Raw genomic sequence first — 25663 nt, forward strand, 5'->3', positions numbered from 1 at the left:
AGGGTCCACCGGTGCCCGATTCTCATCGCGACCTCCTGAGCTGGCAATTCGAGCTGACCTGGGCTCTTGCCGACTATCACCTCGACGCCCTGACCGAGGACGACTTCCTCACCGAACCCGGCCCACTGTGCTGGACGGTGCGACAGGGCACCGACGGCATCTGGCGACCCGACTGGGCCGATACCGAGCCCGATCCGATACCTGTTCCCACCATCGCCTGGCTGACCTGGCATATCGACTGGTGGTGGAGTACCGCGATCGATCAGCTGACCGGCCGCGCGCTGCGTTCGCGCGAGAGCGTGCACTGGCCGGGCACCGGCGCTGCGGCCGTGGACCGGATCCGGCAGCTGCATACCGAATGGACGTCCGGGTTGGATGCACTCGCCGACGCCGACCTGGCCGCACCGGTCGCGTACCCGTGGCCCGCGGATGCCGGGCTGACGGTTGCCCATCTGGTGGCGTGGGTGAACGCGGAGCTCATGAAGAACGTCGCGGAGATCGGGCAGCTACGGCTGGTGCGGGCGGCGGGGTGAGCGCACCACAGGCGCGGGTTCTAGCCTGATAGTCATGACTGAACAGCCCGACAGCTCTGTGCGCGAACTGGCCGATATCCCCGCTGTGGAGGTGATCAGCCGGGCCGCGGTGATGTTGATGAGCTCGGCGGCGGAGAAGCTGGGGCTGGCCGATGAGGACCCCGAGACCAGCAGCAGGCGCGACCTGGACGAGGCGCGGCGGGTCATCACCGCCCTGGCCGGCCTGGTGACGGCCTCGGTGGAGTACCTGGGGCCGCATGCCGGACCGATCCGCGAGGGGCTGCAGTCGCTGCAGAAAGCGTTCCGGGAATCGTCGGCGCATCCGGACGAGCCGGGCAAGGGGCCGGGCGAGAAGTACACCGGTCCGGTGTACTGAGCCGAGGCGTCGACGACCGGTGGAAAACACCGGCACACACCACGAAGGCCGGGTCCCGCGATCAGCGGGGCCCGGCCTTCGCGCATCGCTCACATTCCCGGTGTCACCGAGATCGCCGAGCCGGTACTCAGCATGTTGGCGATGGCGGTGAAGATGTCGCCGAGACCGGCGCTTCCAGAGTTCATGTCGGTGGTTCCTTTCGGTGGATCCGCGCTCAGGCAGGCGTACCCGGGGTGTAGTTGAGGGACGAGCCACTGCTCAGAAAACCGAGGATCTGAGTGATCAGGGCACCGATGTCGACGCCTTCCATGGCGGGGATTCCTTTCGCTCTCACCGGTGTATGTGCCGGCGCCGCGCACTCGACGCGCCACCGGGCGGACCGGTTGTCTATCGCCGCGCGTCGAGCCTCTCGGGCGCGGTTCCGCCGATCCTACACACGCGTGTTTCACTTTTAGGGCGGATTGTGCGGCAAATTCGTTCGAGCACTCCCAGATAGCGCGGCCGCGACCGGGCAGACACTTCCAGTAGGGCCGTCCCGTAACGTAATTACCTTGTTGCACAACACATTTAACCTTGCCTGCTGGCACGGGGAATACCGCGTCGAGCGATGACATGCCATGCTTTCTCGATGGCACGGATACTTCTGGTTCCAGGATTCTGGTTGGGCGCATGGGCGTGGGACGAGGTTGCGGACGAGCTGCGCCGCCACGGCGAGGATGTGCTGGCGATGACCTTGCCCGGCCTCGACCCGCAGGACGACGACCGGCTCGACGCAACGCTGGAACGGCAGGCACAGGCCATCGTCGACGCCGTCGCGCCCGGCGAGCGCGCGGTCCTGGTGTCCCATTCCGGTGGCGGCGCCGCTGCCTACCTGGCCACCGACCTGGCACCCGAGCGGTTCGCCCGCGCGATCTACGTCGACAGCGCGCCATTGCCGAACGGATTCGTGCTCAACTCCGAGCTCGATCTGACCGCCCGCGAGTACCCACTGCCGGAGTGGCGGGATCTGGAGGGTGCGGGCAACAGTCTGGCCGGGCTCGACGAAGCCGCTCTGAGTACCTTCCGTGCACGTGCGGTGTCGGAACCGACCGCGGTGGCCGCCGCGCCGCTACAGCTCAGCGACGAGCCCGCGGGACGACGAATCCCTACCACGGTGATCTGCAATACCTTCACCGCCGAGGTGGTTAGGAAACTGCGCGACGAGGGTGAGATGCCGATGTTCGCCGAGCTGTCTCGTCTGGACGCCGAGTATGTCGACCTGCCGACCGGGCACTGGCCCATGTGGTCCAAGCCGCGCGAACTCGCCGAGCTGATCCACACGATCGTCCAGAACTGATCAGGGCTCGGAGCACGGCCGACCCGTTGCTGCTCGCCCACGGCACTGCACTGCGGGAGACCGGAGGCCGGTCTCCCGCAGTGGAGAGTCCGTCAGCCGACCGCCGCAGCCTTCGTCGCCACGCGCTTGGTGGCCCGCTTCGGCTTCGCCGCAGGCGGTGCGGGCTTGTCGAGCGCCTCGCGCAGGAAATGCCCGGTGTAGCTGCCCGACACGGCCGCGACGTCCTCCGGGGTGCCCTGGGCGACGACCGTGCCGCCGCCGGACCCGCCCTCGGGACCCATGTCGATCACCCAGTCCGAGGTCTTGATGACGTCGAGATTGTGCTCGATGACGATCACTGTGTTGCCCTTGTCGACCAGTCCGTTGATGACGGCCAGCAGCTTGCGGATGTCCTCGAAATGCAGACCCGTGGTCGGCTCGTCCAGCACATAGACGGTCCGCCCGGTGGAGCGTTTCTGCAGTTCGGCGGCCAGCTTCACGCGCTGGGCCTCACCGCCGGACAGGGTTGGGGCACTTTGGCCGAGTCGCACGTATCCCAGACCGACATCGACGAGGGTCTTGAGGTAGCGGTGGATCGACGTGACCGGCTCGAAGAAACCGGCGGCCTCCTCGATCGGCATGTCCAGCACCTCGGCGATGGTCTTGCCCTTGTAATGCACCTCGAGGGTTTCCCGGTTGTAGCGGGCGCCGTGGCACACCTCGCACGGGACGTACACGTCGGGCAGGAAATTCATCTCGATCTTGAGGGTGCCGTCACCTGAGCAGGCCTCACACCGGCCGCCCTTGACGTTGAACGAGAACCGGCCCGGCTGGTAACCGCGCACTTTCGCCTCGGTGGTCGCCGCGAACAGGGTGCGGATCTTGTCGAAGACACCGGTATAGGTAGCCGGGTTGGAGCGCGGGGTCCGGCCGATCGGTGACTGGTCTACCTGCACCAGCTTGTCCAGATGGTCGAGCCCGTTGACCCTGGTGTGCCTACCCGGAACCTGGCGGGCACCGTTGAGCCGGTTGGCAAGCACCGTGGCGAGGATGTCGTTGACCAGGGTGGACTTCCCAGATCCGGACACGCCGGTGACGGAGGTGAGCACGCCGAGCGGGAACGCGACGTCGATGCCTCGCAGATTGTGCTCGTTCGCCCCGACGACGGTGACCTGACGTTTCTTGCTGACCGGACGCCGCACCATCGGCACCTCGATCTGCTCGCGACCGGACAGATACGCACCGGTCAGCGAGTTCGGATCGGTGAGCAGCTCCTGATACGGGCCGCTGTGCACCACCCGGCCGCCGTGTTCACCGGCGAGCGGGCCGATGTCGACCACCCAGTCCGAGGCACGGATGGTGTCCTCGTCGTGCTCGACCACGATCAGGGTGTTACCGAGCTTCTTGAGCCGGGTCAGGGTCTCGATGAGCCTGCGGTTGTCGCGCTGATGCAGGCCGATGGACGGCTCGTCGAGCACATACAGCACGCCGACCAGACCCGAGCCGATCTGAGTGGCCAGCCGGATGCGCTGCGCCTCACCGCCCGAGAGGGTGGCCGCGGCCCGTGACAGCGTGAGGTATTCCAAGCCGACGTCGAGCAGGAAGCCCAGCCGCGCCTGCACCTCCTTGAGCACCTGACCCGCGATGGCAGCCTCACGCTCGCCGAGGGTGAGGGTGTTGAGGAATGCCGAGCAGTCGCCGATGGACAGCTCACACACCTCGGCGATGGATTTGCGCTCGCCGTCGGCGGCGATGGTGACCGCGAGGATTTCCGGACGCAGCCGCGCACCGTTGCAGACCGGGCACGGCACATCGCGCATGTACCCGTCGTAGTGCTCCTTCATCTGCTCGGACTCGGTGTTCTCCATCCGCCGCTGCAGGAATGGCATCACGCCCTCGAAATCGGCGTAATAGGAGCGCTTACGTCCGTACCGGTTCGTGTAGGACACGTGCACCTGATCGGAGCTGCCCTCCAGCACCGCCTTGCGAGCCTTCACCGGCAGCTCACGCCACGGGGTGTCCATGGAGAAGCCGATGGCCTCGGCCAGACCGGACAAAAGCCGAGTGAAGTACTCGGCGGTCTGCCCACGTGACCACGGCGCGATGGCGCCGTCGGCCAGACTCAGATCCGGGTCGGGCACGACCAGTTCGGGATCGACCTCCTTGCGGATGCCGAGACCGGTGCAGTCCGGGCAGGCGCCGTAGGGCGAGTTGAACGAGAACGAGCGCGGCTCGAGATCCTCGATATCGAGCGGATGGCCGTTGGGGCAGGCCAGCCGTTCGGAGAAGCGGCGCTCCCGGTCGTGGGCGTGTTCGTCGCGGTCGACGAAATCCAGCACGACGATGCCGTCGGCGAGCCGCAACGCCGTCTCGATGGAGTCGGTGAGCCGCTGCTTGGAGCCGGGCTTGACGGCCAGACGGTCGACGACCACCTCGACGTCGTGCTTCTCCTGCTTCTTCAGCTTCGGCGGATCGGTGAGCGGATACACCACCCCATCGACCCGCACGCGGGCATAGCCCTGGGTGTTGAGCTGGTCGAACAGGTCGACGAATTCGCCTTTGCGGGTGCGCACCACCGGGGCGAGCACCTGGAATTTGATGCCCGGCTCCATGGCAAGCACCTGGTCGACGATCTGCTGCGGGGTCTGCTTCTCGATAAGCTCACCGCAGACCGGGCAGTGCGGGGTGCCCGCGCGGGCGTAGAGCAAACGGAGGTAGTCGTAGACCTCGGTGATGGTGCCGACGGTGGAACGTGGATTGCGGTTGGTCGATTTCTGGTCGATCGACACCGCGGGCGAGAGCCCCTCGATGAAGTCGACGTCGGGCTTGTCCATCTGCCCGAGAAACTGGCGCGCGTACGCCGACAGCGACTCGACATACCGCCGCTGACCCTCGGCGAAGATGGTGTCGAAGGCCAGGCTGGACTTGCCCGAGCCGGACAACCCGGTGAACACGATGAGGCTGTCGCGGGGAAGATCGAGATCGACCCCTTTGAGGTTGTGCTCCCGAGCTCCGCGCACGGTGAGGCGTTCCGCCACCAGGTCGGTCCCTTCTCTTCGATATCCCGCGTTCCGGGTTCTGGCATGCCGATATGTCCCCGGCGGTCATGCTAGGCCGGACCACCGACAAGTTTTCCCGGGCGCGGGTCGATGCTCGCCAGATGACTTTCGGCCATCCCCCACAGCCGCGAAGCGAGCTACCTTGACCAGGGTAGACAAACGAACAGGAGTCGGGGCTGTGCTCGAGGTGTTCCTGGTCGACGATCACGAGATCGTCCGGCGTGGTCTGATCGACCTGCTCGAAAGCGATCCGGACCTCACCGTCGTCGGCCAAGCCGGCGACGTGGCGAGCGCGATGATCGGCATCCGTGCACTGCGGCCGCGAGTTGCGGTGCTGGACGTGCGATTACCCGACGGGAACGGCATCGAGTTGTGCCGCGATCTGCTCGCCGAGTTCGACGATCTGCGCTGCCTGATCCTCACCTCCTACACCGACGACCAGGCGATGCTCGATGCGATCCTCGCCGGGGCGAGCGGATATGTGGTGAAGAACATCAAAGGAATGGAGCTCGCCGACGCGGTGAAGGACGTCGGCGCCGGCCGCTCCCTTCTCGATACCAAGGCGGCGGCGGTCCTGCGCGCGCGGCTGCGCCGCAGTGCCGAGGACGACGGTCCACTGGCCGGTCTCACCGAGCAGGAACGAAAATTGCTGACCCTGCTCGGCGAGGGGCTGACCAACCGGCAGATCGCCGCGCGCATGTTCCTCGCGGAGAAGACGGTGAAGAACTACGTCTCCCGCCTGCTCGCCAAGCTCGGTGTGGAGCGGCGCACCCAGGCCGCGGTGCTGGCCACCAAGCTCGGCGAGTCTGTCCCGGGACCAACAGAGCGATATTCTTGAACAGTGGGGGTCCGGCGGGAAGGAGACAATGCGTGGCAACTCCGGTACGACGCCGCATCGCGCGTAGCCGCCCGGTGATCGGCTGGGGCTGATCTCGAGCTGCCGATGCACGAGCCGATCGATCTGGTCGATTCAGCTGAACGAACCCGCACAGCGCTTGCCACTGCCTTGGCACTGTTCTCAGAGGCGTGGGCGTCCGGGTTTCCACCCGACCTGTCGGCATACCTACCCCGCGAACCGGCCGATCGGCGCACGATATTGATCGAACTGATCAAGATCGACCTCGAATACCGCTGGCTTCGCTATCACTTTCCCAAGCGACTGATCGAATATCGCGCCGAATTCGCGGAACTGCAAGATGGTCCGCTGCCGGCCGAGTTGGTCTACGAGGAATTCCACGCCCTGCGCCGCGGTGCCCCCGCCGCCGATGCGGCCACCACGCTTGCCGAGGCCACTTCCATGGCCGGCCCTGAACCGGCACGGCTCACGAGTGAATACCGAAGCACGCTGATTGCTCGTCCCTGCGCGCAGGTTCTTCTCGACGCCATCGATGTCGGCGACCGCGTCGAGGACTTCGACCTTCTGATGAGGGTCGGCGCGGGCGCCTTCGCCCAGGTCTACCTGGCTCGGCAACAATCGATGCAGCGACTCGTCGCGGTGAAGATCTCTCATAACCAAGGAATCGAGCCGCAGACCCTCGCCCAGTTGGACCACGAACATATCGTGCGCATCTTCGACCAGCGGCTCATCGCCGATGGCGAGCTGAAGCTGCTCTACATGCAGTACCTACCGGGCGGGACGCTGCTCGACGTGCTGCGGTTGCGGCGCTCGACGCCGCCGGAACGCCACGGTGGGCAACTGCTGCTCGACGCCGTCGACGAGGTGCTCGCCGAGAAGGGTGAGGTTCGGCCAACCGAATCGGCGATCCGGACCAGAACCGGGGTGCTGACCTGGCCGGAGACCGTCGCCTGGCTGGGCCGCCGACTCGCGGACGCGCTACAGCACGCATCCGAGCGAGGAGTGTTGCATCGGGATATCAAACCCGCGAACGTGCTGCTGAGCGCCGAGGGAGTGCCGAAGTTGGCCGATTTCAACGTCAGCTTCAGCGAGAACCTCAAGGGCACCAGTCCGCTGGCGTACTTCGGCGGATCCCTGGCGTACATGTCGCCCGAGCAGCTCGAAGCCTGCAACCCCGAACTGCCCGCGACCGCCGTCGACCTCGATACTCGAAGCGACATCTTCGCGCTGGCCGTCATGCTGTGGGAATTGCTCACGGGACGGCGGCCCTTTCCCGACGAAACGTCCGCGGGCGAGTCGGAGACGTCGCTGGCCCGGATGCTCGAATTGCGGCGCAGACCGGTAGAGCCGACGCACTTGTCGGAGCTTCCGCCGGATTGCCCGATGGCGTTGCGCCATGTGCTCCTGAAGTGTCTGTCGCCCAACCGCGAGGACCGCTACTCGTCCGGTTCGGAATTGGCCCAGCAATTGGACCTGTGCCTCGAGAAGAGGGCCAGGGAGCTCGCCTATCCGCCGTCGACCAGTTGGCGAACGCGACTTTCGCAATGGCCCACCCCTGTCCTCTGGCTGTCGTCGATGGTCGGTGTCGGCCTGGCGACGGTGTACTTGGCTCTGCACGCCCAGGGACTGATCAGAGAGCGCCTGCCCGATGCCACGAACGACCGGATCGACAAGGGCATCGTGGCGTGCGTCCTGGGCGGCTTGCTGTTGGCCATCGTCATCTACGTCTACATCTCACATGATCAGCTCGCGGTTCTTCGCGGCTTGCGCAAGGGCAGACGCTACGGCGAGGCGAGGCTCGCGCGGGTGCGGTCGCGGACATTGATGTGGGGCGACCTGTGTGCGCTCAACACCCTGCTGTCCGCGGTTCTCGCCACAGTGACAGCCGTGCTGCTGCTGCACTGGTTCACCGACCTGCCCGTGCGACTGCAGGTCCATGCGGCAATGACTGTTCTGGTGTCGGGCCCCATCTCGGTCGCCTACACCTTCTTCCTTTCCACGTTCTACCTCGTCCACTGCGTCTATCCCCGCTACCTGCGCCACGGACGCACGACGGGGCGCGACTCCGCCGACCTGCGCAGGCTTCGCCGCAGAACCACGGTCTACCTTGCGGTGACGGCGTCGGTGCCGGTGGTCGGGGTGCTGGCCGGATTCAGCTTTCTCGAACCGGCGGAGCTTGGGCTCGTGCGCGATTCGGTGCTGGGGCTGTGCGCGGCCACCGGGCTCGCCTTCGTCGCCGTGTATTGGTTGTTCCGCAAGCTGGACGCAGACCTGCGCGCGCTCGAGCGGGTGGTCTAGCACATCAGTCGCGCCTTGCTCGCTGATACCTGCGTCCGTGAGCGAAACCGGCCCAACCGAGCGGCCCTCCTCCTACCTGGCCGGGCGGACCAGCGCGAGGTCGCCGTCGTAGCGGCGGTAGAGCAGATGGCCACGCCCCGTGCGGGCGTCGGTGAAGAACAGGAACGGCAGCCCACGCCAGCACAGCTGGGTGGCGGCGTCGCCTTCGTCGAGGACCGGCGCGGGCACCGGGGCGACGGTCAGCGCCATCGGCGCGGGCGAGGATTCGGTGGGTTCGGTGGTGCGCTGGCGGATCATCTGCACCCCGTCCGGGTCGATCCAGTGCACCACCGCCTCCTCGCCGGTCTCGGCATCGGTGAACAGGTGCACGTCGTAGTCCATGGCGTCGAGCACCTCGATCGCCTGCGCGGGGGTGCCCGCCAGCAGAACGTGGTCCTTGCGCCTGGTGATCGGCCGCTGCTCGGTGACCCGCGCCAGCGGCGGCCGGGCTGGATCCGGCCAGACGCGCGGCATCGGATCGGCGCTGAGCCTGGCTATCTGGCGATCGAGACGTTCGGCGGCGAAGGTGACCGCGAAACCACGTGGTCCCGGAACCTGCACCCGAGTCCGCGTATCCCGGGAATGGATATTGGCCTGCACGACCGTCGGCTGATCGGCGTCCACAGGTGCGGTGACGCGCACGTGCGCCGCCGCGTCGAGGTGGTGGCGGCGCAGTACCCGCCCGATGGCCCGCACCGCACGAGTCACGTCGGCGGGTGGTACCGCGCCACGTGTGGTGACCGCGAGGTCGGGCTCGGTCGCGGTGGCCCACAGCTCCAGCGAATTCATAGGAAACCCCTGCTTTCTATTCTCGCCGTGCGGATATGCCACCATCACGCGGAGATAACGAACAGGGCCGAAAGTCCCCGATCCGGCAATAGCATTGACCGAACGCCGCGTCACAGCTGGCCAATCGGGGCACGGCCGTCGCGCGGAGACGACAAGGAAGCCGATATGGCCGAGAGATCGAGCCCGCCCGCTGTGCGCGGCGCGCTCTACCAGCAGCGCCTGCGCGAACTGCTGGCCGAGGTCAGCGACCGGGTGGAGGTGGCCGCCGATTCACGCGGCCGGATGGACGGGCTGATCGAAGCCATGCTGACGGTCACCTCGGGCCTCGATCTCGACGACACCCTTCGCGCCATCGTCCGCACCGCGACCAGCCTGATCGACGCCGAGTATGGCGCGCTCGGTGTCCGTGGTCACACCGGGCAGGTCTTCCAGTTCGTCGCCGAGGGCATCGACGACGGGACCAGGGCGCGAATCGGTCAGCTGCCCGCGGGCCACGGCGTGCTCGGCGCGGTCTTCGCCCAGCTCACCCCACTGCGGCTCGACGATCTGACCGCCCATCCCGAGTCGGTGGGCTTCCCCGCGCACCATCCGCCGATGCGGACCTTCCTCGGAGTTCCGGTGCGGATCCGCGATGAGGTGTTCGGCAGCCTCTACCTGTGTGAGAAGGCCGGTGGGCAGCCGTTCACCGCAGAGGACGAGGTGCTGGTGCAGGCGCTGGCCGCCGCTGCGGGTATCGCGGTCGACAATGCGCGGCTCTACGAATCGGCGCGAACCCGGCAGGAATGGATCGAAGCGACCCGTGAGGTGGCCACCGAATTCCTCGCCGTCGGCACCCCCGGCCGCGCCCTGGAGCGGGTGGTCGATCATGCGCGGGCGCTCACCGGATCGCAGCTGTGTTTCCTCGCCGCCGCCGGTCCTGGGGATGTCACCGAACTGCTGATCACGCACTGGTCCGGCCCGGATGCACGACGGGCCGGGCATCCGATCCCGCTGGCGGGCACCGCGGTCGGCGAGGCGTTCGGCAGGCGCACCCCGCTGCGGTTCGACGACGCGGGCCAGGTCGATCTCGGCATCACCCTGCCCTCCCCCGGTCCGGCGCTGATCCTGCCGTTGTGCACACCGGACGCGACCCACGGCACCCTGGTCACCGTCCGGCGCGCGGGTTCCGCCCCGTTTCCGGACGAATTGGTCGAGCTCACCGCCGCCTTCACCGATCAGGCGGCGCTGGCGATGCAGCTGGCCGACGCACAACGGCGCATGCGTGAGGTCGACATCCTCGCCGACCGCGACCGCATCGCCCGCGACCTGCACGATCACGTCATCCAACGACTGTTCGCGATCGGTCTGACCTTGCAGGGCGCGGTGCCACGCGCCACCGTCCCTGATGTGCGCGACCGGCTCACGCGGGTGATCAACGATCTCCAGGAAGTGGTGCAGGAGATCCGCACCTCCATCTTCGATCTGCACGGCGGCGCCGACAGCGCACGATTGCAGCAGCGCATCGAACACGCCATCCGACAGCAGACCGTCGACAGCACGATCCGGGCCACCGTGCAGTTCTCCGGCCCGCTGTCGGTGCTGGAACCGGATCTGGCCGATCACGCCGAGGCCGTGGTGCGTGAGGCGGTGAGCAATGCGGTCCGCCATTCCGGCGGCGACACCGTCACCGTCGATATCGGGGTCTCCGACGATCTGACCATCGTCGTCACCGACAACGGCTGGGGCGTACCGCATCACGTCATCCGCAGCGGGTTACGCAATCTCGAGCAGCGCGCGGAGGAGGCGGAGGGCCGGTTCACCATCACCGCCGCCGTCGCCAGGCACGCGCGCGCCGATTCCGAGGATGCGCTGCCAGGAACCCGGCTGTCCTGGACGGCACCCCTCCCCTAGTGCTCGCCCGGCGGCGCCAGCACCACCATCGAATTGTTGCCGCCCATCCCCAGCGACAGCTTCACCGTGATGCCGCCGGTGCTTGCCGACGGACCGTCCAGCAACCGCGGATGCGGCGCGGCGACGATCGGGGCCGCAGGAACGATTCCCCGATCGAATCCGAGGGCTGCGGCCGCGATCTCCACCGCGGCGGCCGCGCCCTGGCAGTGGCCGGTCAGGGGTTTGAGGGCGTAGACCTCGGGCCGGTCGTCGAATACCTCGGCCAGCAGCGCGCGCTCGGCGGTATCGCATTGGCGGGTGCCGGTGCCGTGCGCGTTGAAATACTGCACCTGGTGCGCCGACACGCCCGCGATATCGAGTGCCCGGCGCGCGCAGTCGATGATCCGCCGATGCCCGGGATCCACCGACACCACGTGATAGGCGTCGTTGGTCATCGCACCGCCGAGCACCGTGGCATACGGTCGCGCGACCGAGCGGCTGAGCACGAAACCCACCGATGCCTCCCCCATGCTGAAACCGCGGCTACCTTCCTGGAAGGGCCGGCACGCCTCGAGTGGTTCGGCGTCGGTGACAGCGGCACCGAGCCGGACGAAATGCTCGACCATATCCGGGGTTGCCGACACATCCGTGGCCACGCACACCACGTCGTCAGCGACACCGCTGTCGAGCCACATCTGCGCGGTGATCAACGCGACGTTGCCCGAACTGCAGGCCGCGGACACGTTCATCGCCGGACCGTGAAACCCGTACTCCTGCATCACCACCGAGATCGGAGTGGACGGAAGCAACCGCAGATAGTCCCGTGAGCGGCGATTGCCGCCGTCGACGGCGTAGAAGTCGCGCCAGTTGGCGACGTCACCGAGCACGATCGCGTGTAGCAGTCCGACGGTGCGCCCCGGTCGCCATCCGCGGGCGATCGCGTCGGTGATGGCCTCGCGCGCCGCCTCGTGCACGGCGCGCCCGTACCGGCTCGTACTCACCTGTGGATCGCCGCCCGACGGGACCAGCGAGACCCAGGCCGCTTCGTCACGCTCGACCCCGTATCCGGGCTGCACACCCGCCGCCGACTTGGCGCTCAGCAGTCCGCGCCACAGCGCCTCACGCCCCCATCCGTACCCGGTAACGGCACCGACACCGGCGATGGACATATGATGATCAGGTTCCGACATGGCATCGCTCCTCGGCCCGATCTTCTGGACCGTTCGCGCCGGCCCGCCGTCGTGAAGAACCGGTTCTGTCATGATCACCGCATCGAGCCGGGCGAAGTACCCGAAACGAATCGCGGCAATCGCGTCGATCATGTGAACGGCGCACATGTCGCATCCAGAATAATCCCGTGCTCCAATGACCAGCTGACGGTGGACGATCGGGGGTTCGAGTGGGAGAGGACAGGCTCAGCGCCGCCGAGCAGCTGGCGCAGCGGTATCGGTCTCTGGTCGAACACACCCCGGACGGGATCTGCGTGCACGAACGCGGCACGATCGTCTACGTCAATCCGGCGGCGGTGCGCATGCTGGCGGCCTCCGGTCCGGAGGAGCTGGTCGGGCGCCCCCTCGTGCAGTTCGTCCACCCGGATTCGGTGCCGGGGATGCTCGATCGGATCTCCCGGCTCAACCGGGCCGGCGCGGCGTCCGATTCGGCCGAAATGATGCTGACGCGGCTGGACGGCACCCCCGTCCAGGTCGAGACCGTCTCGGTGCTCACCGTCTGGCACGACCAGGCCGCCTATCAGGTCGTCATCCACGACCTCACCGCCCAACGCGCCGCCGAGGCCGCCCAGCGCCGGGCCGAACAGCACTTCACGACCGTGGTGAGCCAATTGGAGGAAGGCGTGACCGTGATCGACCGGGACGGCCGGATCGAATCGGTCAACCCGGCGGCGCAGCGAATCTTCGGCATCGAGGACGCGGGTGATCTGACCGGCGTCACCATCACGGACCTGCCGTTGACACTGCTGGACGCCAATGCCCAGCCGATGCCGACCTCGCGGCATCCGGTGGCCCGCACCCTCGCCACCGGCGAAACCATCACCGGCTACGTCTTCGGCGTCGACCGCTCCGATGGGCAACGCCGTTGGCTGTCCGGGTCGAGCAGGCTGCTCAATCCGGGTGATCCGGACTCGTCGGCGGTGTCTTCGTTCGCCGATATCACCGAGTTCCGGGCCAGTCGCCGCCACCTGGAATATCAGGCCACCCACGATTCGCTGACCGGGCTGGCCAATCGGTCGCTGATCCTGTCCCAGCTGGCCGGTGCGCTGGCGGCCAGCGAAAATCTGCCGGTATCGGTGGTGATGTTCATCGATCTGGACGGTTTCAAGGCGATCAACGACACTCTCGGCCACGCTATCGGCGACACCGTCCTGCAGATCGTGGCCCAGCGGCTGCAGCGGGCACTGCGCGGCGACGACATCGTCGGCAGGCTCGGCGGTGACGAATTCCTGGTCCTGCTGTCCGGCCGCACCCGGCAGGCGGATCTGGACGCCCTCGTCATGCGGCTGCAATCCACCATGGCCGAACCGATCGTCGCGCGCGGGCATCGCATCGAGGTCAACGCCTCGATCGGCGTCACCGCGTTACGCCAGGGCGACCGCCGCACCCCGGAAGCGGTGCTGCACGACGCGGATGTGGCGATGTATCGCGCCAAGCCGTCCGGTCATCGCGAAGGCACCATCGGGGCCGCCCGCAGGCCGAACAACACGCACGCGTCCTGAGCGCATCTCGGTCTCCGCTCCCGCCGCCGCCCTGTGTGGCGGCAACGGCGCCGAACGCGCAGTAGACTGGACGATTCCGTTTTCCGATCGTCCGCGTATTCCACCAAGCTGTCGTCTGCCCCACTGGTGCCTGGTCACCGGGTGACAAGGAGTTCGTTTTGCCCGACCGCCTCACTCAGGACCACCGCTCCCCCATCCCGGACGCCGAACCCGCGCCCGAATCGAGCACCGACACCGAGATCGATCGGGAACAGTCGCACCTGAGCGTCCTCTACGACCGCCTCGACGGCATGCGCAAGTACGCGACCGACCGGCTGCGCACCGTCTTGCTGGAAACCGGCGGCACCCCGCAGGCGCGCACCGAACGCGAATCGTTCACCCAGCTCTACACCGAGGATCTGGCCAAATACGATGCCGCCGAACACGGCCTGTGCTTCGGCCGGATCGACCTCGACGGTGACGGCACCGACGGCGACACCGACGCCGAACGCCGCTATATCGGCAGGCTCGGCATCCTCGACGAAGACAACGATTACGAACCCCTGCTGCTGGACTGGCGCGCACCCTTGGCCCGGCCGTTCTACCTGGCCACCACCGCTGCCCCCGACGGCGTGCTGCGACGCCGCCATATCCGCTCGCGCAACCGCAAGGTTACCGCGATCAACGATGAATACCTCGATCTGGAGGTCGCCCGACGGGCCGGGGTCACCGAGGACGACGGCGGCGTCGGCAGCGAAAGCGCCCTGCTGTCGGCGTTGAACGCCGCACGCACCGGCCATATGAACGACATCGTCGAGACCATCCAGAGCGAGCAGGACGCGATCATCCGCGCCGAGCACAAGAGCGTGCTGGTCGTCCAGGGTGGGCCAGGCACCGGTAAGACCGCTGTCGCGCTGCATCGCGCCGCGTACCTCCTCTACACCTATCGCCAGCAGCTGGCCAAGGCCGGTGTGCTGATCATCGGCCCGAACGCCACCTTCCTCGACTACATCGGCCAGGTGCTGCCCTCACTCGGTGAGACGGGCGTGCTGCTGTCCACCATCGGCGATCTGTATCCGGGAGTGAAGGCCACCCGCGAGGATTCGCTGCGCGCGGGTGAGATCAAGGGTTCGCTGAGCGTGCTCGAGATCCTCAAACAGGCGGTGCGCGACCGGCAGGAGGTGCCGTCGGAGCCGATCGCGCTCAGCTTCGACGGGTATCCGCTGACGCTGAACCGCAAGATCGTTACCCGGGCGAGGGGCAGGGCCCGCTCGTCGCGCCGCCCGCACAATCTGGCCCGCCCGATCTTCGCTTCGTCGGTGATCGACGCGCTCGTCGATCAGCTGGCCACCACCATGGGCGCCGACCCGGTCGGCGGCGGCCGCAGTCTGCTCAGCAGTACCGATCTGGCCGAGATCGCCGATGAGATGCGCTCGGATGCCGGGATCCAACGCACGATCAGCGCGCTGTGGCCGATCCTGACCCCACAGCAGGTGCTGGCCGATCTGCTGGCCGATCCGGCGCGCCTGGACCGGGTCGCCGGCTCACTCGCACCGGCCGACCGTGCCGAGCTGCTGCGCCCGGACAACAGCGAGTTCAGTGCCGCCGACGCCCCGCTGCTCGATGAGCTGGCCGAACTGCTCGGAATCGATGACGCCGAGGAACGCGAACGGGCCCGTCGCCGCTGGCGCGCCCAGCTGGCCGAGGCCCAGGACGCACTCGACATCCTCACCGGTTCGGCACCGCAGGATCTCGAGGACGAACTCGATCCCGAGATCCTGATGGCCTACGACCTCATCGATGCGAGCCAGCTGGCCGAACGGCAGCAGGTGCGCACCCGTCAGACCACCGCCGAACGCGCGGCAGGCGACCGTACCTGGACCTATGGGCATGTCATTGTCGACGAGGCGCAGGAGCTGTCGGAGATGGCGTGGCGCATGGTGATGCGGCGGATCCCGAATCGCTGGATCACCGTCGTGGGTGATGTCGCGCAGACCGGTGATCCCGCGGGCGCGTCCACCTGGCAGGCGATGCTGGAACCGTATGTGGCCAAACGCTGGAAGCTGACCGAGCTCACCGTCAACTACCGCACACCCGCCGAGATCATGGCGGTGGCGGCGGAGGTGCTCGCGGCCATCGATCCGGCGGCGGAGGTGCCACGGTCGGTTCGCGAATCCGGGAATCCGCCGCGCGCGCTCCGGTGTGCGGCGACGGCGCTCGGTGCCGAGCTGGCGGGGATGGTCGCCGCCGAACGGGGGCCGGGCACCACCGCAGTGATCGTGCCGCACGCACTGGCGACCGAATTCGCCGATATCGCGGCCGAGTCGGTGCGCGTGCTGACGGTGCACGAGGTGAAGGGTCTGGAATTCGATGCGGTGTATCTGGTGCAACCGCAGCAGATCATCGCCGAATCACCACGCGGGCTCAACGATCTGTATGTGGCGCTGACCCGCGCCACCCAGCGGCTCACCGTGCTGCACTGCGAGGACCTGCCCGAGGTGCTGAGTTCACTGCGGGTCTGAGCCACGCGGACGTGGTCGCCGCCGAGGTGGCGGCGACCACGTCTGCGTGAATCAGCGAACGGTGTGCACGATGAGGACGTCGGAACGCGACTTTCGCGCGACGTCCGAGGGCACCGAACCGAGCAGCCGCCCGGCCAGGGTGTTGAGGCCGCGGTTGCCGACGACGAGCAGATCGGCCTGGGTCTCCTTGACCAGGTCGAGCAACGATTCGACGGGCTCGCCCACGATGGCGCGTTCCACGATCTCCTTGGCGCCAGCGGCGGTGGCCCGATCGCGGGCGGTGCGCAGGATCTCGTTGGTAGGCGCGGAACCGCGCACCTGGTAGGCCTCGTCCTTGAGCACATCGGCGGCCGCGGCGACGTCGCGGTCATCGGTCGGGTAGTAGGCGCAGGCCACAACCAACGTCGAGCCGGCGGCCCCGGCCAGTGCGGCGGCCTTGTCGACGGCGACATACGACGAGTCCGAGCCATCGGTACCGACGACAATGGTCCGGTAGGCGGTCATCTCTCCTCCAACTGTGCGGGTCGGACGCCTGCGTCAGGTTTCGTCCCGGCGTGTCGGGGCTTCGGCGCGGCGACTGGGTCGACCATAGCGGCAATACGCCCGGAATTATCAGAATTCGCAACACATCACATTCGGAGTGTTCGCGATGGTGGCGATGCCCCGGCCTGGGCGAATACCGCCTGCCATCGCCTACCTGGGCGGACCCAAACGAGCGGGCGCCGGTCTGTGATTTACCACAACATCAGTGAACGGTGTTGCTGCCCTGGGACATTCATCACAACATCGGCCGCGGAACCACTCCGGCCCGTCCGCGAGGGCGAACGGGCCGGAGGGCACAGGGTACGACGGGCTCAGGGCCACTGCCGGTAGTCGGCCCAGAAAATACCCAGAATCGCTCCGATGATGTCCATGCGTTCCCTTTCACTACGGATGCGGAGGGCAATATTAGCGCGTGCGCCGGGTCACATGCTGAATAGCGGCCCGGTGATGGTCAATCCCAGATCCTCGGTGTGGGCGAAGAAGGCGAACAGCATGAGCGAGGCCCCTGCCAGCGACAGATCCTTGTTGAACTGGATCAGCTCCGTCTGCTTGGCCTCCGGGTCGGTCTCGACCCAGAACTGGTGCATCAGAAGGGCTGTGGGCGCCAGCATGATGAACAACAGGAGCGCGCCCAGGTCGGCCCACACGCCGAGTAGCACGCTCACCCCACCGAGCACCATCAGCACCCCCGCTGCGAGCACACCCGCCTTGGGCGAGGGCACACCTCGGCTCTGCGCGTAGGCGGTCATCGCCTCGGTCTGCGTGAAGTGACCGAAGGCCGAACCGAAGAAAAGCATCACGAACAACACCCGGCCGATCAACACCACGACATCCATGTCCAGCTCCTCATTCGCCGGTGAGTAGATAGTGCGGTATTCAACCACTCCGCGGAGCTACCCTCCGGCGAAAGAGAACTATCGGAACTGTTCCGGTATCCGCTCGGCGCCGGGGAGCAGTTTCGCGGTGACCTCGTTGCGTGAGCGTATCGACTGTTTGGCGTATTCCAGGGGCGCCATTCCGATTTCCGCGGTGAATTCCCGGGTGAAATGCGCTTGATCGTAATAACCGAGTTCGGCCGACAGTGCGGCGAGATCCTCGATACGGCCGTGGGCGAGCAGATCCGCGGCGTCCTGTAAACGGTAGCGGCGCAATACCCATTTCGGTCCGGCGCCGATATAGCGGCGGAACAGCCGTTGCAGCGTGCGCGTCGACACCGCGAATCGCTCGGTGACCTGATCGACCCTGGTGAGTTCCTCGTCCGCGGCCATGGCGTCGACGATGCGCAGGACCAAGGCGTAGTTCGGGTCGGGGGCCGACACCCCGTGGCCGAAGAATGATTCGACGACAGCGCGGCGCCCGGCGTCGGAGGATTCGGCCAGCACCGCCTGGGTCAGCCGGTCTGCCTCGGGCAGCACCTCGGCCAATGCGACGGCACGGTCGCGGAATTCACCGACATCGAGCCCGGTGAACGCGCCGAACCCGCCCGCACGGAACCGGATCCCGAATGTTTCTCCGACCCCGGACAGTTCGCGGACGAACTTGGTGGTGCACACGCCGTTCACGAAGCCGCCGGTCTTGGACTCGGAGCGCTCGAAGGTGACGTTCACGCACGGAAACGGCAGCACCTGAGCGCTATACGGCGGTTGCCCCCGCAGGTCCCACCGCACCGACCAGTACCAGTCGATAACATCGGCAAGATCGGGGCCGACGGGCAGCCGCACCAGCGTCCGATGCCTGGCCTGCTCATCCGGGTGCAGAATCCCCTTCCGGTCGGCGAGGGCCGACGCGACAGGAGCGCGGTCACCGCGGTCGGGCATCGTGTCGCTTTCTTACAAGATCGCCGAGACCGCGGCGACCAGGATTGTCGACATGAACAGCACCGTGAACCCGATTCCCGATGGCTACCACTCCATCACCTGTTTCCTGGCCGTCGGCGACGGCAACAAGGCCATCGACTTCTACACCGCCGTCTTCGGCGCCGAGGTGATCACTCGCAACGATCTGCCCGACGGGCAGCCCGCGCATGCGGAACTGAAGATCGGCGATTCCACACTGCAGTTGGGCATGCCGATGCCCGACAACGGCGTACTGGCCCCGAACGGCGACTGGGTACACACCTCCATCGTGCACTACTGCCCCGATGTAGACGCCGTCATCTCCCGCGCGATCGAGCACGGCGCCCGCAGCGCCGAAGAACCGCAGACCTTCGTCACCGGTGACCGATTCGGTGTGGTCATCGATCCGTTCGGTCATCGATGGGCGGTGATCACCAAGGTCGAAGACGTCTCCCGTGAGGAGGCCGAGCGCCGGGTCAACGAATGGATGGCCACCCAGGGCTGAAGCCGCCCCGGCGTGGCCGGCCCGCGTCGGGCATCTGCTGTGGAATGCGGGTACCCGGCGCGGGATCAGCTCAGTCCTGCCGCGTCCATCCCCCGCAATTCCTTCTTCAGGTCCGCGATCTCGTCGCGCAGGCGACCCGCGAGCTCGAATTGCAGTTCGCGGGCGGCGTTCATCATCTGGTCGGTCAGCTCCTTCACCAGATCGGCCAGTTCGGCCCGCGGCATGGACTTGACGTCGCGACCCTCGATAACGCCCGCGCTCACCGCCCGGCCCGGTTCGCCCTGGGCACGGCGGCCGCGGCTGGCATTGCGACCCGAACCACCGACGGCCACCTCGTCGTCGGCCTCCTGATACACCTGATCGAGAATGTCGGCGATCTTCTTCCGCAGCGGCTGCGGATCGATGCCCATCTCCTCGTTGTAGGCGACCTGCTTCGCGCGACGGCGTTCGGTCTCCTCGATGGCGTGGCGCATCGAGTCGGTGACCTTGTCCGCGTACATGTGCACCTCACCGGAGACATTGCGGGCCGCGCGGCCGATGGTCTGGATCAGACTGGTGCTGCTGCGCAGGAAGCCCTCCTTATCCGCGTCGAGGATGGCGACCAATGACACCTCGGGCAGGTCGAGGCCCTCACGCAGCAGGTTGATGCCGACGAGCACGTCGTATTCGCCGAGGCGCAACTGACGCAACAACTCCACCCGGCGCAGCGTGTCGATCTCCGAATGCAGGTACCGCACCCGCACACCGAGCCCGAGTAGATAGTCGGTGAGGTCCTCGGCCATCTTCTTGGTGAGCGTGGTGACCAGCACCCGCTCGTCGCGATCGGTGCGCTGGCGGATCTCGTGCACCAGATCATCGATCTGCCCCTTGGTGGGTTTGACGATCACCTGCGGATCCACCAGCCCGGTCGGGCGGATGACCTGCTCGACCACCTCACCGCCGGCCTGGCCGAGCTCGTAATTGCCGGGGGTGGCCGACAGATACACCGTCTGCCCGATCCGGTCGGCGAACTCCTCCCAGGTCAGCGGCCGGTTGTCGATGGCCGATGGCAGCCGGAAACCGTATTCGACGAGGTTGCGCTTACGCGACATATCGCCTTCGTACATGCCACCGATCTGCGGCACCGTCACATGCGACTCGTCGATGACGAGCAGAAAATCCTCGGGGAAGTAGTCGAGCAGCGTCGCCGGCGCCGAACCGGCCGGGCGGCCATCGATATGGCGCGAATAGTTCTCGATACCGGAGCAGAACCCGACCTGACGGATCATCTCCAGGTCGTACTGGGTGCGCATCCGCAGCCGTTGCGCCTCCAGTAATTTGCCCTGACGCTCGAATTCGGCCAGGCGGGCCTCGAGTTCGGTCTCGATATCGTGGACCGCGCGCTCCAACCGATCCGGTCCCGCCACGTAATGGGTGGCCGGGAAGATGCGCACCGTATCGACCTGGCGCACCACATCGCCGGTCAGTGGATGCAGGTAGTACAGCGCCTCCACCTCGTCGCCGAAGAACTCGATGCGGACCGCGAGCTCCTCATAGGACGGGATGATCTCCACGGTGTCGCCGCGCACCCGGAACGATCCGCGAGTGAAGGCCATGTCGTTGCGGGTGTACTGGACATCGACGAGCATCCGCAGCAGCGCGTCACGGTCGACTTCGGTGCCCACCTCCAGCTGCACCGATCGGTCGAGGTAGGACTGTGGCGTGCCGAGGCCGTAGATGCACGAGACCGACGCGACCACCACCACATCGCGGCGTGAGAGCAGACTCGACGTGGCCGAATGGCGCAGCCGCTCCACATCGTCGTTGATCGAGCTGTCCTTCTCGATATAGGTATCGGTCTGCGCGATATAGGCCTCGGGTTGGTAGTAGTCGTAGTACGAGACGAAGTACTCGACCGCATTGTTCGGCAGCATTTCGCGCAGTTCGTTGGCCAGCTGGGCGGCGAGGGTTTTATTCGGCGCCATCACCAGAGTGGGCCGTTGCAACCGTTCGATAAGCCACGCGGTGGTGGCGGATTTACCGGTACCGGTGGCACCGAGCAGCACCACATCACGTTCACCCGTGGTGATGCGGCGTTGCAGTTCGTCGATCGCGGCAGGCTGGTCGCCCGCGGGCTGGTGCGGGCTGACGACCTCGAACCGTCCACCTACCCGTTCGATCTCGCCCACCGGACGGAACTCCGAATGCGCCAGCGGCGTCCGGCCCTGTTCGTCGGCCGGGATCTCGGTTGCGAATGCCATGCCCACCAGGGTAGGCGCAGCCACCGACAGGTTCGCCGGGTCCGCGACGGCTTCACCGCCCGCCTGGACAACAGCCCCGTCGACGGTAGATTCTCGAGACATGACTCAGGCACCATCCGTGGACGTGCACCGGCCGAAGGTGGAGTATTTCAACGTCGCCGACCTCACCAATACCGATCCCAAGGGGTTCGTCCGGCCGGTCGAGAGTTATCGCGTCGAGCCGTGGGGCCTGTACATGGCGCGCACCGCCGACCATCCGGCCTTCCACTACATGGAGTCCTGGCTACTGCCGGAGTTGTCGCTGCGTGCCACGGTGTTCCACTACACCGCGGCGCACCTGCGCAACCAGGACTACTACATCGATATCGGCGAATTCGCCGAGGTCGAACCCAAGAAGTGGCGGTCGGTTGACCACTATCTCGATCTCCTGGTGCGCACCGGGCGCGACACTCGCCTGCTCGATGTCGACGAACTGCTGGCCGCGCTGTCGGCGGGCCTGGTCGACGCGGCCACCGCGGAAAAGGCGATCGTCACCGCCACGGCCGCTATCGACGGTATCGCCGCCAACGGTCACGACTTCCTGGGCTGGACCGCCTCGCGCGGGATGCCACTCACCTGGCTGTAGCCCGCTGCCGCCTCCTGGCTTCGACCGGCTCAGGCGTCCGGCTCGTTCTCCGCACGCCACTGCATGACCCGCGGGTACGCCGCGTCGAACCAGGGCTCCTTCACCGCCAGATACGCCACCATCGCGGCATCACCGGTCGAGCCCGCGGCCTTCGCCGCTCCCTCCTGCTTCACCCGCGTGTACTCCTCGCGGGCGGCGGGATCGGCGCGTAGCCAGTCGCGGAAAGCCAGCGCGAACTGCTGGCCGGGCGAACCGGCGACCCGCACGTGCACATTGGCCGGACGGCCGGGGTCGGCGCTGCCGTGAAGCCGTTTGGCCCACAGCGCGGTATCGATTCCCTCGGGATCGGCCTCGGTCGGTTTCGGGTTGTCGCCGGTGATATGTGGCTCAGCCGGGAAGCCGGCCGCGGCGAGTGCATCGCGCAGACCGTCGGCGGCGGCGATATCGGCCACCGTGATCTGAATGTCGATGACATCCTTGGCCGGCAGACCCGGGACCGACGTCGACCCGATGTGATCGATCGTCGAAGCCGCCGCACCCGCGGCCACCCACAGTCGAGCGATCAGCCGCTGCGCCTGGGCCCCCCATTCCGTGTCCGGCGCCACCAGCCGCAGGTCATAACCTGCCACCTCGGCGGTGCGCATATTGCGTTCGAACGGCACCAGACGCTCATCCCAGAGCCGGTGCACCACCGATTCGATGGCGTCGGCGGGACCATTGTTGTCCAGTAGCACATCGGCCGCCGCCCGGCGCTGTTCATCGGTGGCCTGCGCCGAAATTCGGGCGCGCGCATCCGCTTCCGGCACGCCACGGAACTGCACCAGCCGCTGAATTCGAGTCTCCGCGGCGACATCGACTACGAGCACCAGATTCATCAGTGGCGCCAAACCACCTTCGACCAGGAGCGGAATATCTTGGACGACAATCGCGTCCGCAGGGGCGGCGGCCAGCAGCTCGCCGGTGCGCTGACCGACCAGCGGATGCGTGATCGCGTTCAACCGGGCCCGCGCCGCGTCGTCGCCGAATGCCTTCGCGGCCAGAGCGGGACGGTCCAAACTTCCGTCGGCGGAGAGGATATCGGCGCCGAATGCCTCCACCAAGGCGGCCAGCCCCTCGGTACCCGGTGCGACGACCTCACGCGCGATCACATCCGCATCGATCACCACCGCACCGCGTTCGGCGAGGATCCGCGCCACGGTCGACTTGCCAGCGCCCATACCTCCGGTGAGGCCGATTCGTAACATCGGACCAGTCTCGCATCATGCTGCGGGCTGCCACTGACCACCCATCCGCGGGCAGCGCAGCCACGAACCATTGGATGCGGGTCGACGACGCCCCGCACGAATCGGTTTCCGGGAATCCGGCGGCAGCTACGGGAATCGGCAGTCACTTTCCGTGGATAATTCCCGACCCTGTCGGATACCCACTCCCGCAGCAATTTCCACCACCTTGTGCGGCTATTGCCCGTTCCGTGACGCGGCCGAGACCATCTCGCAACATTTCCGGCCGAATACGGTTTCCAAGCGATAACTTTCCGACACGCCGAGCAATTACTTCGGCAAAATACGCTGCGGACGACTTCGGGTCCGCTAACCTTCGCCGTGGCGATCCAGGCCAGCACCATCACAAGCAAAGGAAGAGCATTGGGCACCAGTACTAACCAGACGGGTCGCCACCGCCTGGGAATGGCGGGAGGCGTGCACTGCATCGAAATCCCCGCCGTCGCGGCTGCGCTCGCCGAGCACCGTCGCACATGGTTCACCTCGTTGATCAGTCCGGCTCGGCATAGTTTCGCCGCCATGCGGCGTCGCTCGGTCGCCCCCTCGGTGCGCTGGGTGCCCGCCACCGCCGGCTGACGCCCACTTCCCGACAGTGGCCCGGTCCCCGCGACCGGGCCACTGTTGTGCGCGTCGGCAGCTACACCCCGAGCGACCGGACCAGGTCGAGCATTTCGGCACGGAACAGCTTCGCCGGATCTTGCGCCTGCGGCCGCAGGTGGCCGTACACCTCGAGCGCAACCAGACCATGCATCCGGCCCCACATGCGCAGCGCCAGCGCCAATCCCGCGGGCGGCAATTCGGGGAAGTCGGCGCGCACGTGCGCGGCCAGATCGGCATCGAAGTCCGACCACTCGAACACCGGAGGCTCGACCTTGCCCATATGCGGCCAGGCCGCCGCGGCCAGTGCGACCAATCCGGTGCATGCCCGCAGCTGGGCAGCAGCAGCAGGCCCTCCCGGCGGTGGCAGATAGCCCGGCACCGGATCGCCGTAGATGAGCCGGAATTCCGCTGGACTGCGTACCGCCCATTCCCGCACCGCCTCACCCCACGCGATGATGCGACCACCCGGATCGTCGCCGGGGACAGCATCGCGCGCGGCTTCGACCCGGTCGAGCAGTGCCGTGTAGACATCGGAGATCAGGGTCGAGATGAGCTCGTCGCGAGTGGCGTAGTAGCCGTAGATGGCTCCGGCGGTCATACCCATCTCGCGGGCGATGGCCCGCAACGCGATGGCATCGGGACCACCCTCCTCGAGCAGCCGCAAGGCGATCATCTTGATTTCCTGCGCGGTTTCCGCGCGCAACCGCTCCCGGCGACTCTTCACTGCCTCGACCACGGTTGACACTCTACAGCGTGCGAGTACTATCTGGCGTGCACTTACTGAACGCCGTGTAGTAAATGCACGGCATGCATTCTGTGGGAGAGTCATGGATATCGGAGTCTTCGGAGCGACGGGCGTCATCGGTTCGCGGGTGGTCGAGGAGGCACGGCGGCGCGGGCATGTGGTGCGGGCGTTCACCGGCGATGCGGCACGTATCCCCGCGGTGAGTGAGGGAGTCGCATGGCAGGTGGCCGATTGGCGCGATGCCGAGAGTGTCGCGGATGTGATCGCGGGGCTGGATGTGGCGATCAGCGCGGTGAATGCCGGGCACGGGATCGAGGACACCATCGATAAGGCGAACGATTTCGTCGTCGGCGCGCGGGCAATGATCGAGGCCCTGACCCGTCATCCGGAGATCCGGGTGATCGCGGTGGGTGGCGGCGGCAGCTTGGAGGTGGCGCCGGGCCTGCAATTGGTGGATCAGCCCGGATTCGCCGAGGGACTACCCGAGAATCTCGGGGTACCGGTCGAGTATCACCGAGTGATCCTCGCGCTGCGGGAGGCGTTGAACGTGTACCGGCTCTCGGACCGGCAGTGGACCTACCTGAGCCCCTCGTCGGGGCGGGTCGATCCGGGCGAGCGCACGGGACGTTTCCAGATAGGGGGAGATCAGTTGCTCGATGCTGACGCCGACATCTCTGCCGAGGATCTCGCCGTAGCGCTGATCGACGAAGCCGAGAGCGCACGATTCGTCCAACGCCGATTCACTGTCGCCGCCGCATAGGGCCGCCCCTTCTACCGCCGCATCGCCCGGCCCGCATGCCTCCCCCATCGCTAGGCTGCGGGCCCGGTCGTGGACAGGCATCCACCAGGAGTGCGACAGCTTTTCCACAGCGAACAAGCCCGAAGGCCCCGGTCCGTATCGGACCGGGGCCTTCGGTAGTGCTC

21 protein-coding genes are annotated in these 25663 nt (G+C 66.8%); 12 read left to right on the plus strand and 9 right to left on the minus strand.

Annotated elements, in window-relative coordinates:
* Positions 1–11: 11 nt before the first annotated feature.
* The 3 genes from GV792_RS20005 (at position 12) to GV792_RS20015 (ending at position 2245) form a co-directional block, all read left to right on the plus strand.
* Positions 12–533, plus strand: coding sequence for a DinB family protein (locus GV792_RS20005; RefSeq protein ID WP_309139132.1), 522 nt, complete (start codon positions 12–14; stop codon positions 531–533).
* A gap of 34 nt (positions 534–567) precedes the next feature.
* A complete protein-coding gene (locus tag GV792_RS20010) occupies positions 568–909 on the plus strand; it encodes a DUF1844 domain-containing protein (RefSeq protein ID WP_048833249.1) in 342 nt (113 codons plus the stop codon).
* Positions 910–1537: 628 nt separating this feature from the next.
* Complete coding sequence (locus GV792_RS20015; RefSeq protein WP_218580026.1) at positions 1538–2245, plus strand: alpha/beta fold hydrolase; 708 nt, start codon at positions 1538–1540, stop codon at positions 2243–2245.
* 92 nt (positions 2246–2337) lie between these two features.
* Here the strand turns inward: GV792_RS20015 and uvrA are convergent, their stop codons facing one another.
* Positions 2338–5262 (minus strand): excinuclease ABC subunit UvrA, encoded by a 2925-nt coding sequence (gene uvrA, locus GV792_RS20020; protein ID WP_163825746.1) that lies wholly within the window; start codon positions 5260–5262, stop codon positions 2338–2340.
* 199 nt (positions 5263–5461) lie between these two features.
* Between uvrA and GV792_RS20025 the strand changes: the two genes are divergently transcribed.
* Both GV792_RS20025 and GV792_RS20030 read left to right on the plus strand, forming a co-directional pair.
* Complete coding sequence (locus GV792_RS20025) at positions 5462–6121, plus strand: response regulator transcription factor (RefSeq protein WP_163825748.1); 660 nt, start codon at positions 5462–5464, stop codon at positions 6119–6121.
* Between the two features lie 105 nt (positions 6122–6226).
* Positions 6227–8437 (plus strand): serine/threonine-protein kinase, encoded by a 2211-nt coding sequence (locus tag GV792_RS20030; RefSeq protein WP_163825750.1) that lies wholly within the window; start codon positions 6227–6229, stop codon positions 8435–8437.
* A 72-nt stretch (positions 8438–8509) separates the two neighbouring features.
* Here the strand turns inward: GV792_RS20030 and GV792_RS20035 are convergent, their stop codons facing one another.
* Entirely contained in the window at positions 8510–9265 is a 756-nt protein-coding gene (locus GV792_RS20035) for a sigma 54 modulation/S30EA ribosomal C-terminal domain-containing protein (RefSeq protein WP_163825751.1), read from the minus strand.
* Positions 9266–9430: 165 nt separating this feature from the next.
* Between GV792_RS20035 and GV792_RS20040 the strand changes: the two genes are divergently transcribed.
* Positions 9431–11155 (plus strand): sensor histidine kinase, encoded by a 1725-nt coding sequence (locus tag GV792_RS20040; RefSeq protein ID WP_163825753.1) that lies wholly within the window; start codon positions 9431–9433, stop codon positions 11153–11155.
* Here the strand turns inward: GV792_RS20040 and GV792_RS20045 are convergent.
* On the minus strand, positions 11152–12303 hold the full coding sequence (locus GV792_RS20045) for a beta-ketoacyl synthase N-terminal-like domain-containing protein (protein WP_163825831.1): 1152 nt from the start codon (positions 12301–12303) through the stop codon (positions 11152–11154). The genes GV792_RS20040 and GV792_RS20045 overlap by 4 nt on opposite strands.
* Positions 12304–12533: 230 nt before the next feature.
* Here GV792_RS20045 and GV792_RS20050 point away from each other — a divergent pair, with 230 nt between their 5' ends.
* Both GV792_RS20050 and GV792_RS20055 read left to right on the plus strand, forming a co-directional pair.
* Positions 12534–13865: a diguanylate cyclase domain-containing protein gene (locus GV792_RS20050; protein WP_163825755.1), complete on the plus strand. Its 1332-nt coding sequence runs from the start codon at positions 12534–12536 to the stop codon at positions 13863–13865.
* Between the two features lie 158 nt (positions 13866–14023).
* Positions 14024–16366 (plus strand): HelD family protein, encoded by a 2343-nt coding sequence (locus GV792_RS20055; protein ID WP_175584582.1) that lies wholly within the window; start codon positions 14024–14026, stop codon positions 16364–16366.
* A 51-nt stretch (positions 16367–16417) separates the two neighbouring features.
* On the opposite strand, the gene GV792_RS20060 is transcribed toward GV792_RS20055, so the two are convergent.
* The 3 genes from GV792_RS20060 to GV792_RS20070 form a co-directional block, all read right to left on the minus strand.
* Entirely contained in the window at positions 16418–16870 is a 453-nt protein-coding gene (locus GV792_RS20060; RefSeq protein WP_163825757.1) for a universal stress protein, read from the minus strand.
* 461 nt (positions 16871–17331) lie between these two features.
* Complete coding sequence (locus GV792_RS20065; RefSeq protein ID WP_163825758.1) at positions 17332–17745, minus strand: DoxX family protein; 414 nt, start codon at positions 17743–17745, stop codon at positions 17332–17334.
* Positions 17746–17823: 78 nt separating this feature from the next.
* Complete coding sequence (locus tag GV792_RS20070) at positions 17824–18726, minus strand: helix-turn-helix domain-containing protein (RefSeq protein ID WP_163825760.1); 903 nt, start codon at positions 18724–18726, stop codon at positions 17824–17826.
* Positions 18727–18778: 52 nt separating this feature from the next.
* Here GV792_RS20070 and GV792_RS20075 point away from each other — a divergent pair, with 52 nt between their 5' ends.
* Positions 18779–19249 (plus strand): VOC family protein, encoded by a 471-nt coding sequence (locus GV792_RS20075; RefSeq protein ID WP_163825762.1) that lies wholly within the window; start codon positions 18779–18781, stop codon positions 19247–19249.
* Between the two features lie 65 nt (positions 19250–19314).
* On the opposite strand, the gene uvrB is transcribed toward GV792_RS20075, so the two are convergent.
* The gene (gene uvrB, locus GV792_RS20080) at positions 19315–21489 is read right to left on the minus strand and encodes an excinuclease ABC subunit UvrB (protein WP_163825763.1); all 2175 of its coding nucleotides are present in this window, start codon (positions 21487–21489) and stop codon (positions 19315–19317) included.
* 100 nt (positions 21490–21589) lie between these two features.
* Between uvrB and GV792_RS20085 the strand changes: the two genes are divergently transcribed.
* Positions 21590–22114: a DUF402 domain-containing protein gene (locus GV792_RS20085; RefSeq protein WP_163825764.1), complete on the plus strand. Its 525-nt coding sequence runs from the start codon at positions 21590–21592 to the stop codon at positions 22112–22114.
* 29 nt (positions 22115–22143) lie between these two features.
* Here the strand turns inward: GV792_RS20085 and coaE are convergent, their stop codons facing one another.
* Positions 22144–23358: a dephospho-CoA kinase gene (gene coaE, locus GV792_RS20090; protein ID WP_163825766.1), complete on the minus strand. Its 1215-nt coding sequence runs from the start codon at positions 23356–23358 to the stop codon at positions 22144–22146.
* A gap of 399 nt (positions 23359–23757) precedes the next feature.
* On the opposite strand from coaE, the gene GV792_RS20095 reads away from it, so the two are divergent.
* Entirely contained in the window at positions 23758–23970 is a 213-nt protein-coding gene (locus GV792_RS20095; protein WP_163825650.1) for a hypothetical protein, read from the plus strand.
* A gap of 61 nt (positions 23971–24031) precedes the next feature.
* Here GV792_RS20095 and GV792_RS20100 read toward each other — a convergent pair whose 3' ends face one another.
* The gene (locus GV792_RS20100; RefSeq protein ID WP_309138557.1) at positions 24032–24730 is read right to left on the minus strand and encodes a TetR/AcrR family transcriptional regulator; all 699 of its coding nucleotides are present in this window, start codon (positions 24728–24730) and stop codon (positions 24032–24034) included.
* A 91-nt stretch (positions 24731–24821) separates the two neighbouring features.
* On the opposite strand from GV792_RS20100, the gene GV792_RS20105 reads away from it, so the two are divergent.
* Positions 24822–25499: an NAD(P)-dependent oxidoreductase gene (locus tag GV792_RS20105; RefSeq protein WP_163825770.1), complete on the plus strand. Its 678-nt coding sequence runs from the start codon at positions 24822–24824 to the stop codon at positions 25497–25499.
* Positions 25500–25663 lie beyond the last annotated feature (164 nt).

Source organism: Nocardia cyriacigeorgica, from assembly GCF_010868145.1.
GTDB classification, from domain to species: domain Bacteria; phylum Actinomycetota; class Actinomycetes; order Mycobacteriales; family Mycobacteriaceae; genus Nocardia; species Nocardia cyriacigeorgica_D.

Coding starts and splice junctions, on each gene's coding strand:
- GV792_RS20010 (WP_048833249.1), top strand. CDS start 568: ATGACTGAACAGCCCGACAGCTCTGTGCGCGAACTGGCCGATATCCCC.
- GV792_RS20015 (WP_218580026.1), top strand. CDS start 1,538: ATGGCACGGATACTTCTGGTTCCAGGATTCTGGTTGGGCGCATGGGCG.
- GV792_RS20030 (WP_163825750.1), top strand. CDS start 6,227: ATGCACGAGCCGATCGATCTGGTCGATTCAGCTGAACGAACCCGCACA.
- GV792_RS20035 (WP_163825751.1), bottom strand. CDS start 9,265: ATGAATTCGCTGGAGCTGTGGGCCACCGCGACCGAGCCCGACCTCGCG.
- GV792_RS20040 (WP_163825753.1), top strand. CDS start 9,431: ATGGCCGAGAGATCGAGCCCGCCCGCTGTGCGCGGCGCGCTCTACCAG.
- GV792_RS20045 (WP_163825831.1), bottom strand. CDS start 12,303: ATGTCCATCGCCGGTGTCGGTGCCGTTACCGGGTACGGATGGGGGCGT.
- GV792_RS20060 (WP_163825757.1), bottom strand. CDS start 16,870: ATGACCGCCTACCGGACCATTGTCGTCGGTACCGATGGCTCGGACTCG.
- GV792_RS20065 (WP_163825758.1), bottom strand. CDS start 17,745: ATGGATGTCGTGGTGTTGATCGGCCGGGTGTTGTTCGTGATGCTTTTC.
- GV792_RS20070 (WP_163825760.1), bottom strand. CDS start 18,726: ATGCCCGACCGCGGTGACCGCGCTCCTGTCGCGTCGGCCCTCGCCGAC.
- GV792_RS20075 (WP_163825762.1), top strand. CDS start 18,779: ATGAACAGCACCGTGAACCCGATTCCCGATGGCTACCACTCCATCACC.
- uvrB (WP_163825763.1), bottom strand. CDS start 21,489: ATGGCATTCGCAACCGAGATCCCGGCCGACGAACAGGGCCGGACGCCG.
- GV792_RS20085 (WP_163825764.1), top strand. CDS start 21,590: ATGACTCAGGCACCATCCGTGGACGTGCACCGGCCGAAGGTGGAGTAT.
- coaE (WP_163825766.1), bottom strand. CDS start 23,358: ATGTTACGAATCGGCCTCACCGGAGGTATGGGCGCTGGCAAGTCGACC.
- GV792_RS20105 (WP_163825770.1), top strand. CDS start 24,822: ATGGATATCGGAGTCTTCGGAGCGACGGGCGTCATCGGTTCGCGGGTG.